The sequence below is a fragment of the Pseudomonas sp. MF6751 genome, from assembly GCF_016613265.1.
Classification (GTDB): Bacteria; Pseudomonadota; Gammaproteobacteria; order Pseudomonadales; family Pseudomonadaceae; genus Aquipseudomonas; species Aquipseudomonas fluorescens_BV.
Genome location: NZ_JAENSV010000041.1, coordinates 1 through 14,713, shown reverse-complemented (window position 1 = coordinate 14,713; position 14,713 = coordinate 1). Strand labels below are relative to the sequence as shown.

13 protein-coding genes are annotated in these 14,713 nt (G+C 60.3%); 5 read left to right on the top strand and 8 right to left on the bottom strand.

What is annotated here, in order from left to right; all coding sequences use genetic code 11:
- Nucleotides 1–100: 100 nt before the first annotated feature.
- The 3 genes from JJD66_RS22970 to JJD66_RS22960 all read right to left on the bottom strand — a co-directional run bounded on the left by JJD66_RS22970 (nt 101) and on the right by JJD66_RS22960 (nt 2,253).
- Nucleotides 101–1,054 carry a 2-hydroxyacid dehydrogenase gene (locus JJD66_RS22970; RefSeq protein WP_200649115.1) on the bottom strand — a complete coding sequence of 318 codons (954 nt, stop codon included), beginning with the start codon at nt 1,052–1,054 and terminating at the stop codon, nt 101–103.
- 179 nt (nt 1,055–1,233) lie between these two features.
- Nucleotides 1,234–1,665 carry a hypothetical protein gene (locus JJD66_RS22965; RefSeq protein ID WP_200649114.1) on the bottom strand — a complete coding sequence of 144 codons (432 nt, stop codon included), beginning with the start codon at nt 1,663–1,665 and terminating at the stop codon, nt 1,234–1,236.
- 87 nt (nt 1,666–1,752) lie between these two features.
- The gene (locus JJD66_RS22960; protein WP_200649113.1) at nt 1,753–2,253 is read right to left on the bottom strand and encodes a DUF4822 domain-containing protein; all 501 of its coding nucleotides are present in this window, start codon (nt 2,251–2,253) and stop codon (nt 1,753–1,755) included.
- 552 nt (nt 2,254–2,805) lie between these two features.
- Between JJD66_RS22960 and JJD66_RS22955 the strand changes: the two genes are divergently transcribed.
- On the top strand, nt 2,806–4,083 hold the full coding sequence (locus JJD66_RS22955) for a serine/threonine transporter (protein WP_105227001.1): 1,278 nt from the start codon (nt 2,806–2,808) through the stop codon (nt 4,081–4,083).
- A gap of 212 nt (nt 4,084–4,295) precedes the next feature.
- Here JJD66_RS22955 and acnB read toward each other — a convergent pair whose 3' ends face one another.
- Nucleotides 4,296–6,905: a bifunctional aconitate hydratase 2/2-methylisocitrate dehydratase gene (gene acnB, locus JJD66_RS22950; protein WP_003190828.1), complete on the bottom strand. Its 2,610-nt coding sequence runs from the start codon at nt 6,903–6,905 to the stop codon at nt 4,296–4,298.
- Between the two features lie 395 nt (nt 6,906–7,300).
- Between acnB and JJD66_RS22945 the strand changes: the two genes are divergently transcribed.
- Nucleotides 7,301–7,768, top strand: a complete 468-nt coding sequence (locus JJD66_RS22945) for a DUF1289 domain-containing protein (protein ID WP_003190830.1) — start codon at nt 7,301–7,303, stop codon at nt 7,766–7,768.
- A 134-nt stretch (nt 7,769–7,902) separates the two neighbouring features.
- Here JJD66_RS22945 and JJD66_RS22940 read toward each other — a convergent pair whose 3' ends face one another.
- Nucleotides 7,903–8,766 carry a universal stress protein gene (locus tag JJD66_RS22940; RefSeq protein WP_198716214.1) on the bottom strand — a complete coding sequence of 288 codons (864 nt, stop codon included), beginning with the start codon at nt 8,764–8,766 and terminating at the stop codon, nt 7,903–7,905.
- Between the two features lie 149 nt (nt 8,767–8,915).
- Here JJD66_RS22940 and JJD66_RS22935 point away from each other — a divergent pair, with 149 nt between their 5' ends.
- Nucleotides 8,916–9,518 carry a tRNA-(ms[2]io[6]A)-hydroxylase gene (locus JJD66_RS22935; protein ID WP_032892116.1) on the top strand — a complete coding sequence of 201 codons (603 nt, stop codon included), beginning with the start codon at nt 8,916–8,918 and terminating at the stop codon, nt 9,516–9,518.
- Here JJD66_RS22935 and JJD66_RS22930 read toward each other — a convergent pair.
- Nucleotides 9,474–10,673 (bottom strand): MFS transporter, encoded by a 1,200-nt coding sequence (locus tag JJD66_RS22930; RefSeq protein ID WP_200649112.1) that lies wholly within the window; start codon nt 10,671–10,673, stop codon nt 9,474–9,476. The genes JJD66_RS22935 and JJD66_RS22930 overlap by 45 nt on opposite strands.
- 157 nt (nt 10,674–10,830) lie before the next feature.
- Here JJD66_RS22930 and JJD66_RS22925 point away from each other — a divergent pair, with 157 nt between their 5' ends.
- Nucleotides 10,831–11,538, top strand: coding sequence for a winged helix-turn-helix domain-containing protein (locus JJD66_RS22925; RefSeq protein ID WP_054921321.1), 708 nt, complete (start codon nt 10,831–10,833; stop codon nt 11,536–11,538).
- Complete coding sequence (locus JJD66_RS22920) at nt 11,539–12,816, top strand: ATP-binding protein (RefSeq protein WP_198716212.1); 1,278 nt, start codon at nt 11,539–11,541, stop codon at nt 12,814–12,816. It begins immediately after the preceding gene.
- Between the two features lie 50 nt (nt 12,817–12,866).
- Here the strand turns inward: JJD66_RS22920 and JJD66_RS22915 are convergent, their stop codons facing one another.
- Nucleotides 12,867–14,534, bottom strand: coding sequence for a serine hydrolase domain-containing protein (locus tag JJD66_RS22915; protein WP_200649111.1), 1,668 nt, complete (start codon nt 14,532–14,534; stop codon nt 12,867–12,869).
- On the bottom strand, nt 14,477–14,713 hold a 237-nt coding region (locus JJD66_RS22910), incomplete at its 5' end, for a serine hydrolase (protein ID WP_200649110.1). The genes JJD66_RS22910 and JJD66_RS22915, both read right to left, overlap by 58 nt.

Below are 14,713 nucleotides of genomic sequence, written 5' to 3'. Positions count from 1 at the left end.
TTGGACTATTTCCTAATCTAATGCGCATAGTCGCCCAGCGACAAGGTCGGGGCGGTTTAATAGGTTAGCGTGTTGAAGGGTGATCAGCGTGCCTGATTGGTCATTTTGCGGGCGCTGGCAGCGCGACCGGCGTGAGCACCGGACGACCGGCGAAGTATTCGACCAGGTTGTCGGCCACCCGCTGCACGGTGTCATGGGCTGCCTCCGGTGACAGGCCGGCCACATGGGAGGTCAGGACGGTATTGCTCAGGCGTTTGAGGGCGTCGGGTACTTTGGGTTCGTCGTCGAATACATCCAGCGCGGCGCCGCCGATACGTCGTTGCTCCAGGGCTGCCACCAGATCGGCGGTCACCACCACACTGCCGCGGCCAATGTTCACTAGGTAGCCATTGGGGCCCAGGGCATCCAGCGCGTGTTTATCGATCAGATGGCGAGTGCTGGCCCCACCGGGGGTGGCCAGGATCAGGAAGTCCGAGGTGCGCGCCAGTTCGACGGCCGTTGAGCAGTAGGTGTAGTCCACGTCATCGCGGGGTTGGCGGTTGTGATAGCTCACCTCCATGCCGAAGCCTGAGGCGGCGCGCTTGGCGATCTCCATGCCCACGGCACCGAGCCCGATAATGCCCAATTGCTTGCCGGCCAGGGAAGGGCGCATGACCTTCGGCCATTCGCTACGCCGCACGGCGGCATCGGTCTGGGGAATCCCGCGCACCAGCGACAACAACAGTGCCATGGCGTGATCGGCCACCGATGGCGCGTTCACGCCGGCACCGTTGGTCACCACTATCCCGCGGTTGCTGGCCGCTTGCAGGTCCACATGTTCGTAGCCGGCGCCGATCACGCAGATGATCTCCAGCAGTGGCAACGCGGCAATTTCCTCGGCGTACAACCCCAGCGGCCCGCGGGTCAGCACGGCCTTGATCTGCCCGCCATGGGCCTTGATCGCCTGGGCGCGCTCAGAGGGGGTCGGCGCCAGGATCACATGAAAGTCATTGCTTTCAATGATTTGCAGGTATTCGTTAATGGTTTCAACTAGGACCAGGACAGTGGCGGGCATGGCGCAGCTCTTACGGTGGCGTTCGATCCTGGGAGTATGCGGGATTTTTTCGACACTAAAACCCGAATGCCCAAAGAATGTTTGCTTGGTCGAACAGACGCCTGGGCCTATGCCCGACCCATTTGGCAATCCAGAAGCAGCGCCTCGGTTCCAGGAGGCGCCGGGTAGTTGCCAGAGGATTAATTGCCTTCCTGAGCCTTCTTTTGTAACCCCTGGAAGATGTCCCGGTAATCGTAGCTGGGAAAGAACTCTGTTTTATAAGGGCCCCAAGCGGTACTTTCCAGCGCCATGTTGAGCGCCACCAGTTTGGACGCGGGCAAGCGCAACACAATGATGTGGCCGATGCCCATTGTGATGTTCCAGCTGACAACCTCTACCCCCGGTGGAGGGAATGACTTGAAAAAATCCTGCTTCTGGAGTTGAGCCCTCAACTCACTCAGTGAGCGTGACTGATCGTGCCTCAAGAACACTGTAAGTAGCAACGCATTGTCGGGCGTGGCAAATGTCTCTTTAACGGGGGCAGGTGTTTTGCCTTGTGCAATAGTGCCGGGTGAAATAAAGGCTGACGCAAGAGCTGTAGATAGGAGTAGTAATTTAAGTGGGTTTTTCATAAGTGTGCCTTCTTGTTAGTGTTATGGAAGCGCTAAGTAACTTGTTGATGCGAACAAACTTGACTGACACGGTAGTGTCCCAGTTGCTTACTGAGTGGGCGTTGTTTTGATGGGCCCCTTGTAGGGAGCATGGACCACATAGATGCGCACGTTTTCGTTAGTTGCCACCATGTCGCGAGGTACCTCCCGTGAATAGGTGAACTCCCGGTTGTTCAATGTCTCAAGCCGCCTCACGATAGACCTGTACGGGCCCTTCTCCGGCACGAGGATGTGGGTTTTCCTGTCGCCTGTGACCATGAAGTACCCGCCGCCGCCGTGTTCGTACTTGGATTGGCCTGTGTCGGTATAGAAGAATTCGTAGCGGTTGCGCTCCGGATCCCACATCGAAATGCCCACGACACCTGGATACTTCTCCTTGACGTCAACATCAGGGGCGCCTTCTATATAAACTTTTGTCGTCAGCCAGCGGGGGGATGTGCCCAGGGCACTTGCGTCGGAGTTTTCTACTGCCGGTTGTGCTTGACTGGCCAATGGGCTGAGCATTCCGGTGGCAAGTATCAGGGAGAAAATAAGGTTGTGTTTTTTCATCAAGTCGCTCCTGGCGAGTGAGGTTTTTAATTCTGCTGTCGTGGGTTTAGAGGACTTTGTTTTTTTGGCTGGGCTGGAATATAGACGTGATAGGAGGGGCTCTCAATGCTTGGGAAAACCCTTGCAACAAAACCCGCAATAATTAGAGTTTCAGTCCAGATGCGCTGATTAACTGTCTGTAAGAACTTTCTTATATGTGAGGGGCGTAACTTTAATTGATGTTGGGTTTCTGTCAGCGGCTTGCCACTGGAGAACTTTGAGCGACTGGGTTTGTTTAAACACAGCTTCGCCGGCCTTGCGTGATCGACCCTCCCAATGCCACGCCGGCAGGGGGGGGCTCGTGAGGTGGGTAAAGGCGGTGCGCATCTGGCGTTGACTCAACTGAGCTGCCCATGGACCGCCTTCCAGCCTTTGCACTGCATTGCCGTTCCTCAGCTAAGTCTTTGCTTATTCACAAGAATCCCGGACAATCGCGCCCCTGTTAAGGTCAGGGCGCTGCCTGTCAGGTTTTTCTGACTCGTCCTGGCCGTGTGAATGCGGAGATCCGACCGGATGAATGATCAGGCCAATAGCGTCGACGAACGCTATGCAACGACACCTGCAACGCTCACAAGCTGGAGCCGCCAGGACACCACCTGGATGCTCGGGCTGTTCGGTACCGCCATTGGCGCCGGTACTTTGTTCTTGCCGATCAACGCGGGCCTGGGGGGCTTCTGGCCGCTGGTGATCCTGGCGGTGCTGGCCTTCCCGATGACGTTCTTTGCCCACCGTGGGCTGACCCGTTTCGTGCTGTCCGGCCGCGAAGGTTCCGACATCACCGACGTGGTGGAAGAGCATTTCGGTATCAAGGCCGGTGCACTGATCACCTTGCTGTACTTCTTTGCGATCTTCCCGATCCTGCTGATCTACAGCGTGGCGCTGACCAATACCGTCAGCAGCTTCATGGAGCACCAACTGCACATCCTGCCGCCGCCCCGGGCGATCCTGGCGTTTGTATTGATCCTCGGCCTGCTCGCCGTTGTGCGCTGCGGTGAACAGGTGATCGTCAAGGCCATGAGCCTGATGGTGTACCCGTTTATTGTGGCCTTGCTGTTCCTGGCGGTGTACCTGGTGCCGCACTGGACCGGCGGCATCCTCAGCACCGCCAGTGAAGTCCCCGCGCCTTCAGCCTTGCTCAATACGCTGTGGCTGGCGATTCCGGTGATGGTGTTTTCGTTCAATCATTCGCCGATCATCTCGGCCTTTGCGGTGGACCAGAAGCGCCAGTACGGGGCTCACGCCGAGGAGCGCAGTTCGCAGATCCTGTCCCGCGCGCACTTGCTGATGGTGGCGATGGTGCTGTTCTTCGTGTTCAGTTGCGTGCTGACCCTGTCGCCCGCGCAGTTGGCCGAAGCCAAAGCGCAAAACCTGTCGATCCTGTCGTACCTGGCCAACCACTTCGATAACCCGACGATTGCCTTTGCCGCACCGTTGATTGCGTTCGTGGCGATTGCCAAGTCGTTCCTGGGCCACTACATCGGCGCCAGCGAGGGCCTCAAGGGCCTGGTGGTCAAGACTGGCCGTCGTCCGGCACCCAAGACCCTGGACCGCATGACCGCCGCCTTCATGCTGGTGGTGTGCTGGATCGTCGCCACGCTTAACCCGAGCATCCTTGGCATGATCGAGACCCTGGGTGGGCCGGTGATTGCGTCGATTCTGTTCCTGATGCCGATGTACGCCATCCGCAAGGTGCCGGCCATGGCCAAGTACCGTGGCCAGGCGTCGAATGTGTTTGTGACTGCAGTTGGCTTGGTTGCCATTACGGCGTTGGTGTATTCGCTGGTTGCGTAGGAGCGAGCTTGCTCGCGAAGAACGTCAACGATAACGCGTGCTTCCTGGATGAACGCGGCGCCGGTGAGTTTTTCGCGAGCAAGCTCGCTCCTACACTGGATTAGGGCAGCCAGCTCCCACATTTGTTTTGTGTTGGCAGTAAAGGTTAATTCCAGGCATAAAAAAACGCCGCGTACCTTGCGATACGCGGCGTTCTTCACATCAACACACCGTTAAGCTTGAATCACCGGGATGTTGGCGCTTGCTGCGATCTTGCGGAACTCGGCGATCTGGTCGAAGTTCAGGTAGCGGTAGACGTCACTGGCCATGGTGTCCAGTTTCGCCGCGTAGCCCATGTACTCTTCGACTGTCGGCAGGCGGCCCAGAGTGGAGGCGACTGCCGCCAGCTCAGCCGATGCCAGGTAGACGTTGGCACCATCACCCAGGCGGTTCGGGAAGTTACGGGTCGAGGTCGACACGACGGTGGAGTTCGGCTCAACGCGTGCCTGGTTACCCATGCACAGCGAGCAACCCGGCATTTCCATACGTGCGCCAGCCTTGCCGTAGATGCCGTAGTAGCCTTCTTCGGTCAGTTGGTGAGCGTCCATCTTGGTCGGCGGCGACAGCCACAGACGAGTTGGCAGCTGGCCCTTGACCTGCTCCAGCAGCTTACCGGCAGCGCGGAAGTGACCGATGTTGGTCATGCACGAACCGATGAACACTTCGTCGATCTTCTCGCCAGCGACGCTGGACAGCAGACGGGCGTCGTCCGGGTCGTTTGGCGCGCAGAGGATCGGCTCGTTGATTTCCGACAGGTCGATCTCGATGATTTCGGCGTATTCGGCGTCGGCATCGGCTTCCATCAGCTCCGGGTTGGCAACCCAGGCTTCCATCGCTTGGGCGCGACGTTCCAGGGTGCGTGCATCGCCGTAGCCTTCGCCGATCATCCAGCGCAGCAGGGTGATGTTGGAGTTCAGGTACTCGGTGACGGACTCTTTGGACAGCTTGATGGTGCAACCGGCAGCCGAACGTTCAGCCGAGGCGTCGGACAGCTCGAAAGCCTGTTCCAGCGTCAGGTCGTTCAGGCCTTCGATTTCCAGGATGCGGCCAGAGAAGGCGTTCTTCTTGCCTTTCTTTTCTACGGTCAGCAGGCCAGCCTGGATCGCGTAGTAAGGAATGGCATGCACCAGGTCACGCAGGGTGATGCCAGGCTTCATCTTGCCTTTGAAGCGCACCAGAATCGATTCCGGCATGTCCAGTGGCATTACGCCAGTGGCTGCAGCGAACGCGACCAGGCCAGAACCGGCCGGGAACGAGATGCCCATCGGGAAACGGGTGTGGGAGTCGCCACCGGTACCGACGGTGTCCGGCAGCAGCATGCGGTTCAGCCAGCTGTGGATGATGCCGTCGCCTGGACGCAGCGATACACCGCCACGGGTCATGATGAAGTCAGGCAGGGTGTGGTGGGTGGTCACGTCGATCGGCTTCGGGTAAGCCGCGGTGTGGCAGAAGGACTGCATCACCAGGTCGGTCGAGAAGCCCAGGCACGCCAGGTCCTTGAGTTCATCACGGGTCATTGGGCCGGTGGTGTCCTGGGACCCCACGGTGGTCATCTTCGGCTCGCAGTAGGTGCCTGGACGAACGCCTTTGCCTTCTGGCAGGCCACAGGCCTTGCCGACCATTTTCTGCGCCAGGGTGAAGCCCTTGCCGGTGTCGACAGGCGCTTCAGGCAGCTTGAACAGGTCGGTCGGGCCCAGGCCCAGCTCAGCGCGTGCCTTGTCCGTCAGGCCACGGCCGATGATCAGCGGGATACGGCCGCCAGCACGGACTTCGTCCAACAGCACTGGGGTCTTCATTTCGAAGGTGGTCAGGACTTCGTCGGTGCCGTGTTTGCAGACTTTGCCAGCATGCGGGTACAGGTCGATCACGTCGCCCATGTTCATGTTGGTGACGTCGAATTCGATTGGCAGTGCGCCAGCATCTTCCATGGTGTTGTAGAAGATCGGAGCGATCTTGCTGCCGAAGCAGAAACCGCCGGCGCGCTTGTTCGGCACGTAAGGCACGTCGTCACCGAAGAACCACAGTACCGAGTTGGTCGCCGACTTACGCGACGAACCGGTACCGACCACGTCACCCACGTAGGCGATCGGGAAGCCTTGGCCGCGCATTTCTTCGATCTGCTTCATCGGGCCGGTCTTGCCTTGCTCGTCCGGCACGATGCCTTCGCGAGCCATTTTCAGCATGGCCAGGGCGTGCAGCGGGATGTCAGGGCGGGACCAGGCGTCAGGCGCCGGCGACAGGTCGTCGGTGTTGGTTTCGCCGGTGACCTTGAAGACGCGCAGGCTGATCTTGTCGGCCAGGGTAGGGCGGTTGCGGAACCACTCGCCGTCAGCCCAGGACTGGATCACGCCTTTGGCGTGCTCGTTGCCGTTGCGGGCTTTTTCGGCGACGTCGTGGAACGCATCGAACATCAGCAGGGTGTGCTTGAGTTGGGCGGCCGCGACGGGCGCCAGTTCGGCGTCGTCCAGCAGCTCGACCAACGTCACGATGTTGTAGCCGCCCTGCATGGTGCCGAGCAGTTCAACAGCGCGCTTCTTGTCGATCAGGGGGGAAGTGGCTTCGCCCTTGGCCAGGGCAGACAGGAAACCGGCCTTGACGTAAGCGGCTTCGTCAACGCCTGGTGGAATGCGGTTGGTGATCAGGTCAACGAGGAATTCTTCTTCGCCAGCCGGAGGATTTTTCAGCAGCTCGACCAGGCCTGCGGTTTGTTCGGCGTTAAGCGGCTGGGGAACGATACCCAGTGCTGCACGCTCTTCGATATGTTTGCGGTAGGCTTCAAGCACAGTTATTACCCTCATCAGTGGTCCCACGGGACGCTCATCCAGAAATGAACGGCACGCATGCGCTCGGGGGCTTTTTGGGCCGCAAAGCCAGCGCTGCCGGCATTCCTTACAGAAGCTGCTTTCAAAGTTTTACGCCTGCAGAACGGAGCTGATGAGGGTTGGCGCGGGCTCTGACCTACCAGGTCGAACCTGCGCCAACACCGTTCTGAAGGAACGACTGTGCTCGTGACGCTTTGAAAACAGCTTCCAGCGGATTATTGGCGCCTTACAAGGCCGGGTGATTCTACGGCAAAAAAAATCTAAAGGTAAGTTGCCTGCTCAAGTTTGCTGGGTGATCAACCTTAGACAAAGGGCTAACATGGCGCACTGTTTCGCTGATTTGCGTGTTGCTGCCCATGCCCAACCAAACCATCAAGACCCCCTGCGTCGGCCTGTGTTCCACGGTCTACGGCGATCTCGTGTGCCGTGGATGCAAGCGCTTCCACCATGAAGTGATCCAGTGGAACGGCTATAACGAAGAAGAAAAACGCGCGGTCTGGCTCAGGCTTGAGCAACTATTGGTGCAGGTCATGGCCGGTAAAGTCGAGGTTTTCGACCCCAAGACCCTGCGCGGGCAGTTGGAGCAACGCAAGATTCGCTTTGTGCCACACCAGTCCGAGTATTGCTGGGCCTACCAGTTGATCGCCCGTGGGGCCCGGGTGATCAATAACCTGGAGGCCTATGGCATGGTGCTGTTACCGGAGTTTCGCGACTGGGCGCTGCCTGAACTGCGCGATGCCATTGATCGCGAGTTCTTTATCTTGTCCGAGGCGCATTACCAGCGCTATATCGCGCCGGGCTTCTTGAAAGATGCGCTGGGTTAACTGACTGGCGAGGTCAATGTGGGAGCTGGCTTGCCTGCGATAGCGGTGTATCAGGAGCAAATGCGCCCGCTTACCCACCGCAATCGCAGGCAAGCCAGCTCCCACATTTGATCCACATTGCCTGAAGTTCGGTGTCAGGGCTTGGTCGCCAGCTCTTCCAGATGATCCATCAGCGTCTGCGGCTTGAGCACCAGCACATCGCCTTGCACCGCATCCAGCACCACTTCTGCGGTATTGCCGATCAACGCCCCGGAAATCCCCGTGCGCGCCACCGTGCCGATAATGGTCACCGCCGCCTGCAACCGATGGGCAATATGTGGGATCAGCACATCGGCCGGGCCTTCCTCGATATGCAGGTGCCTGTCGTCCACGTCGAACTCGGCCTGGAAGGCCTTGCATTGCTCGCGGTAGCGCGCCTCGATGGTTTCCTTGAGCTGAAAGGTCGGGTCTGCCGCCGACAACATGGGCGAGGGGTGAGCGCTGATTACATGCAACTGCGCTTTGGCGAGGCTGGCGATATCAAAGCCATGGTCGATGATCGAATTGTGCAGCGAGCGGTGTTCGCCGTCGGCGTTGCCCACGTCTATGGCCGCCAGGATCACGCCGCCCGCCCAGGGTGTGGCGGTCTTGACCAGCAACACCGGCGTTGGGCAATAGCGCAGCAACTTCCAGTCCGCCGGGGTCAGCAGGGCTTTTTTCAGGGGGTTGTCGGGGAAGTGTTGTTTGATCACCAGGCCACAGCCTTCGGCTTGCTGCACATCGATGATGGTTTCATGCAGGCTGTCGTTCCAGGCCTGCTCGGTGGTGACGCTGTAGCCGTCCTCTTGCAAGCCTTCCTTGAGCAGGCTCAGCAGCGCCGAATGCTCGTGCTGCTTGTCACAGACCAGCAGGTGCAGGTGCGCGTCGGTCACTTTGGCAATCAGCTTGGCACGCTTGAGGGCCAGGCTTTCCGAATGCTCGGGCTCGATGACCACCAGGATGCTGCGGATGGCTTGCATGGTCGGGATCTCCAAAAGGGCGGGCGTTGGTTAACTATAGTTGCTGGCCGGCAGCCGTCATGTTGATACACATCAAGGCCGGTGGCTGGTGGTCTGCGGCGGGGTCGGTATAATCGGCGCCCTTTTGTGATCCTTTGCCCGTGAGCCCGATGAACCTGCCCGAAATCCATGAATTCCTCGGCTGCCGCACCCCCGATGCCTGGGTCCAGGCCGCGTTGGCCGATCAGGAAACTCTGCTGATCGACCACAAGAACTGCGAATTCAAAGCCGCCAGCACCGCCTTGAGCCTGATGGCCAAGTATTACGGCCACGTTGACCTGATCAACATGATGTCGCGCCTGGCCCGCGAAGAGTTGGTGCACCACGAGCAGGTCATGCGCCTGATGAAAAAGCGCAAGGTCGAACTGCGTCAACTGCACGCCGGCCGTTACGCCTCGGGTTTGCGCAAGGTGGTGCGCAGCCATGAGCCGGTCAAGCTGGTGGATACCCTGGTGGTGGGCGCCTTTATCGAAGCGCGCAGTTGCGAGCGCTTCGAAGCGCTGGTGCCGCATTTGGACGAAGAACTCGGCAAGTTCTATTTCGGCTTGCTCAAAAGCGAGGCGCGGCACTTCCAGGGCTACTTGAAGCTGGCTTACCAGTACGGCGACGCCAAGGACATCGCCCAGGTGATCGAGCGGGTGCGGGCCACCGAGCAGGACCTGATCGAATCACCCGACGTCGAGTTCCGCTTTCACAGTGGCGTGCCAGCCTGAGGCCACGGCCACACCGATCAAGGCGGTGATCCCGGTCAGCAACAGGATCACCGTCGGCGTGCCCAAAGGCGCTGCCAGCCCGGCAATCATCAAGCCCGCCAAGGGCTGGGCCAGGTTGTTGAGCAAGGTCATCACGCCGACTGTCTTGCCGAAGTCCTGCACCGGGATCACCCGTTGGCGGGTGCTGCGCAGGTACACGTTGAACATCTTGTCGAAACCGGTCACCAGCAGGAAACCCACCGCGTAGGCCCACACGCCGGGGCTAAGCGCGGTGATCAGCGCGCCGACGGTGATCATCGAGTACGACAACCCGCCCAGTACCTTCAGCTTCAGTGATGAGCGCGCCAGGTAGAACAGAATCGCGATGGTCGCCAGCGCCCCGGCGGCTTGCAGCAGGGCATAGGCGTCTTTGCCCGCTGCGTAGTGGCCGGTGACCATGGCAGCCGAGGTGGCCAGTGTCACGCCGATTATCAGGTTCACGCCGACCGCCAGGACGATGATGCGCTTCAACTCCACCCGGCTGAAGATATGGCCGAAGGCGGTGCGCAATGGTTGCAGCCAGATACCCGGGCGCTGTTGGTGTATTTCCAGGTTCACCGTCGTGTTGCGCTGCCAGATCAGCATTGCCAGGTCCGCCAGCACAAACAGCACGGCCACCCCCAGCACCGCCCAAGGCCACGCCCAGACTTCCAGCACCAGCGCCGCCACCAACGGCCCGAGCACCAGCCCGCTCTGGTCGGCGATTTGCGAATAGGACAAGGTCTTGGCGTAGGTGTACTGCCCGAAGATATGCGGCATCACCACTTCCCGCGCCATGATGCCTTGGGTGGTCAGCACGCCGCACAACGCGGACAGCATCACCAGCCAATGGATACCGTCGAACAGCCCATACAGCGCCATCGCCACCACGCAGGCCAGGGCCCGATACACCTGGCTGATATGCAGGATGCGCACCGGTGAAAACCTGTCGCACAACGCGCCGCACACCGGAAACGCCAGGTAGCGCGGCAGTGACTCGACAAAAAACGCCAACCCCGCCCACGACACGCTTTGCGTGGTCTGGAACACGATCAGTGGCACGATAAACAGCAGAACCTGGTCGGCCAGCCGTGAAAGGAACAGCGAAATGAAGAACGCCAGGTAATCCTTGCGCATGGAACTCCCTGTCAATGGCGTTAAAAACTGCAGGCTATTTGTTAAAAACTCTTAAAAGCATGAAGCTTCTTCGCTGGGGACTGGTCAGCCACCTCTGTCGGCCAGCTTGCCACCTATAATGGCCCCATTTCAATCCGCGCATTCACACTGAGAACTTATGGAAAACCTGGGTCTGGGCAAGGTCCTGCTCGTTGAGGACGATGAAAAGCTGGCAGGGCTGGTCTCGCATTTTCTGTCGCAGCATGGTTTCGAGGTACGGGTGGTGTACCGGGGCGATGAAGCGCTGGTGGCGTTCCTGGATTTCAAGCCGAAGATCGTCGTGCTCGATCTGATGCTGCCGGGTCAGAGCGGGCTGCATGTCTGCCGCGAGATTCGCAACGTGTCGGATACGCCCATCGTGATCCTTACCGCCAAGGAAGATGACCTGGACCATATCCTTGGCCTTGAGTCCGGTGCTGACGACTACGTGATCAAGCCGATCAAACCGCCGGTGTTGCTGGCGCGCCTGCGTGCGCTGCAGCGCCGCCAGGTGCCCGAGCCCACCGTGCGCGGCGCCCTGGAATTTGGCCGCTTGTCGATTGATCGCAGTTGCCGGGTGGTCCGCCTGGGCGGCGAGACCATTGACCTCACCACCATGGAATTCGAGTTGCTGTGGTTGCTGGCCAGCAGCGCGGGCAAGATTCTCTCTCGCGACGACATCCTCAATCGCATGCGCGGTATTGCCTTTGATGGGCTGAACCGCAGCGTAGACGTGTACATCAGCAAACTGCGCGGCAAACTCAATGACAACCCCCGCGAGCCGGTGTGCATCAAGACCATCTGGGGCAAGGGCTACCTGTTCAATCCGTTCGCGTGGGAGGTGTAGATGCTGCGCTTGTACCTGCGCCTCTATTTGATTCTCGCGCTCGGTCTGGCCGGGTCGATCTGGTTGGTCAACTTCGGCCTGGACGCTTACATGCCCGAGTCCAACGAGACCTATAACCGTGAAGCCCTGCGCGGCCCGGCGTGGGCCCTGGTGGAGCAGTTGCGCCCCGTGCAGGCAGAGGCGCGCCAGGCACGCCTGGACGAACTGCAACCGCATTACGGCTTGCGGCTCGAACTGGTGCAGCGCGACGCCCAGAATTTGAGCGAACGGGAACAGAAACTCCTGGCGGCTGGTCAGGTGGTGGTGCGCGAAGACTTCATGAAATTTCTTGCGCCTATCGACGACGGCCCGCAACTGCTCGAAATCAGGTTGCCGGAAGAACCCAAGTGGTTGTACCTCTGGGCCTACGCTTTCCTGGGCGTGAGCCTGGCCATCGTCCTGTATTTCTGGGTGCGTCCACACTGGCGCGACCTGGAGCACATCCGCCTGGCAGCGCAACGTTTCGGTGACAATGACCTGGGCTCGCGCATCTTGCTGCCGACTCGCTCCACCGTGCGTTCACTGGCCGGGCACTTCAACCAGATGGCCGAGCGCATCGAAGGTTTGATCGCCAACCAGCGCGAACTCACCAACGCGGTCTCCCACGAATTGCGTACGCCGATTGCGCGGCTGTCATTCGAGCTGGACCAGCTCAGGCAGCAGAGTGACCCACGACAAAGCCGAGCGTTGATCAACGACATGTACGCCGACCTCGGTGAACTGGAAGAAATGGTCTCCGAGCTGTTGACCTATGCCAGCCTTGAGCCGGGCGCTACCCAGGTCACCCGCGAGCAAATCGAGGCCCACAGTTGGCTCGACAGTGTGATCGGCAGCGTGGCCCTGGAGGCCGAAGCGGAAGGGGTGCAGTTGTTGTTGCGCACCTGCGAGGTGGACGTTATCCAGATCGAGCCACGCTTTATGGCGCGGGCCGTGATCAACCTGCTGCGCAACGCGATTCGTTATGCCGATCGCCGCGTGGAAGTGTCGCTGGTCAAGTTTGGCAGCGGTTACGAAGTGCGGGTCAACGACGATGGGCCTGGGGTGCCGCTGGAGGGCCGTACCAAGATATTCGAACCCTTCCTGCGCCTTGACGCCAGCCGCGACCGCCGCACAGGCGGATTTGGTCTGGGCCTGGCGCTGGTCAAGCGTGTCAGCCAGTGGCATGGAGGGCAAGTCGAAGTGCTGGATTCGGAGTGGGGCGGGGCGTCGTTTCGGATGACGTGGGCATATGCTGAGTAGTTCTAATGTGAATACCTGGCATGGGGAAGGGCGCGAGTCTAACCGTCCCACTAGAGCTTCAAAGGTGAATGGGTGCGTTTGAACGAGTAGCCCGAAGCACTCAGGCCGTTGACCTGGCGGCTGACGGTATCGCCCAGGCCGTAGCCGTTGCCGGCCAGCACCGCATGGGCGTTGTCGATGGGCAGCAGGATGTAGTCGGTCAGCGGCTCGCCGTGCAATTGGCCGCGAATCACCAGGAAACCGTCCTCCTGGCGCACGCTGATGCCACTCAATGGCGCGTCGGGTTCATGGCTGCTGAGCACCTGGTAGGTGCCGACCGTGTTGGCCCACGCGGCGGACAAGGGCGGCGGCTCGATGCGCTCGCCGATGGCAATGCGTTGGCCGTGGCTGCGGGCGGTGAGCATTTGGCGGCCTTGTACCGTGACCACATCCAACTGCACGCGGCCCAACTCGCCGAGGTCCTTGCGCCAGAAACCCAGTATCTTTTTCTGCGCCCGCAGCCAGCCTTGCTCATCACGCAATAGCTGGAAATCGTAGCCGGCCAGTTCGCCGCTCAAGCGCGCATGCTCATCCCTGATGCGGAACACGCCCCAGGCGGTCGCGTAGAAGCCTGCCAGGCGCTTGCGATCCACCGCCGCCGGTACATGGCGCAGCTTGAGGCCGTGGCTGGGGGCCTGGCAGTCATCGGCGCATACGGGCTTGCCGGTCTGAGCCTGGAGCATCAGGCGCAGGCTGTCGGTGGTCAGCGACACCACCATGTCTTCGGCGTTGCTGTCGTTGGCCATGATGACCACGGCCAGTTGCTGATCCGGCAGCAGGGTCAACTGGGCCACGAAGTCGTCGCCGCCACCGCTGTGCTGGTAGGTGCGCACACCGGGGCCGATGGGCTCGTCACCACAGGGCGCCAAGAACCAGCCCAAGCCCATCTGGCAGTCGAAATCCAAGGCATTGCCGGTGTTTTGCTGGGTAAACATGGCGTCGATAGACGTGCTGCCGAGGATGTGGCTGCCCTTGTAGGTGCCCTTGGCAAACAGCATGCGTACGTAGCGGCTGAGGTCTTTGGGGCTGGTCCACAGGCCGCCGGCGGCGAGGTCACGCACCTGGGGGTCGGTGCTGGCCTTGCCATCCTCGTAGCCGTGGGCGCGATAGCTCATTTGCGCACCGGTACCCAGGAAACTGGACTGGTTCATTCGCAAGGGTGTGAGCAGGCTGCTTTGTAACTGGGCTTCGAAGCTTTTGCCGCTGCTGCGCTCAATGGCGGCGCCCACCAAGGCATAGCCAAGGTTGGAATACGCCACCTGGGAGCCCGGCAGGCTGCTCAGCCACACACCCGACACACGCATCGGCATTTGCCCCATGGCATAGGTGCTGCGCAGGTCGCGCAGGTGCTCGCTGGGCAAGCCGGATTGATGGCTGAGCAAGCGCCGCAAGGTGATCGCTCGATCCGCCTCGGCCTGGTCACTGTGAAAGCGGGACCTTACGTAGAACTCACGCAGGGTCTGCTGGATCGGCGCATCCAGCGCCAGGTGTTGCTGCTCCACCAGTTGCAGCGCCGCCGTGGCGGTCAGCAGCTTGGAGATGCCACCTGCGCGAAACGCGGTATTGGGCGTGACCGGCACCCCCAGGTCTTTGTCAGCCAGGCCAAAGCCGCGGGCCCAGATCAGCTCCTGGCCATTGACCAGGGCAATCGACAATCCCGCCACATTGTCCCGAGCCATCTCCCGGGGAATGCGGGTTTGCAGGTAGCGGATGATTGCGCCGTAATCGCCTTGTGAAAGCGGGACCTTACGTAGAACTCACGCAGGGTCTGCTGGATCGGCGCATCCAGCGCCAGGTGTTGCTGCTCCACCAGTTGCAGCGCCGCCGTGGCGGTCAGCAGCTTGGAGATGCCACCTGC

What these genes read in the sequence shown, in the direction of transcription:
- JJD66_RS22970 (WP_200649115.1), bottom strand. Translation starts at nt 1,054, where the DNA reads ATGCCCGCCACTGTCCTGGTCCTAGTTGAAACCATTAACGAATACCTG.
- JJD66_RS22965 (WP_200649114.1), bottom strand. Translation starts at nt 1,665, where the DNA reads ATGAAAAACCCACTTAAATTACTACTCCTATCTACAGCTCTTGCGTCA.
- JJD66_RS22960 (WP_200649113.1), bottom strand. Translation starts at nt 2,253, where the DNA reads ATGAAAAAACACAACCTTATTTTCTCCCTGATACTTGCCACCGGAATG.
- JJD66_RS22955 (WP_105227001.1), top strand. Translation starts at nt 2,806, where the DNA reads ATGAATGATCAGGCCAATAGCGTCGACGAACGCTATGCAACGACACCT.
- JJD66_RS22945 (WP_003190830.1), top strand. Translation starts at nt 7,301, where the DNA reads ATGCCCAACCAAACCATCAAGACCCCCTGCGTCGGCCTGTGTTCCACG.
- JJD66_RS22940 (WP_198716214.1), bottom strand. Translation starts at nt 8,766, where the DNA reads ATGCAAGCCATCCGCAGCATCCTGGTGGTCATCGAGCCCGAGCATTCG.
- JJD66_RS22935 (WP_032892116.1), top strand. Translation starts at nt 8,916, where the DNA reads ATGAACCTGCCCGAAATCCATGAATTCCTCGGCTGCCGCACCCCCGAT.
- JJD66_RS22930 (WP_200649112.1), bottom strand. Translation starts at nt 10,673, where the DNA reads ATGCGCAAGGATTACCTGGCGTTCTTCATTTCGCTGTTCCTTTCACGG.
- JJD66_RS22925 (WP_054921321.1), top strand. Translation starts at nt 10,831, where the DNA reads ATGGAAAACCTGGGTCTGGGCAAGGTCCTGCTCGTTGAGGACGATGAA.
- JJD66_RS22920 (WP_198716212.1), top strand. Translation starts at nt 11,539, where the DNA reads ATGCTGCGCTTGTACCTGCGCCTCTATTTGATTCTCGCGCTCGGTCTG.
- JJD66_RS22915 (WP_200649111.1), bottom strand. Translation starts at nt 14,534, where the DNA reads ATGGCTCGGGACAATGTGGCGGGATTGTCGATTGCCCTGGTCAATGGC.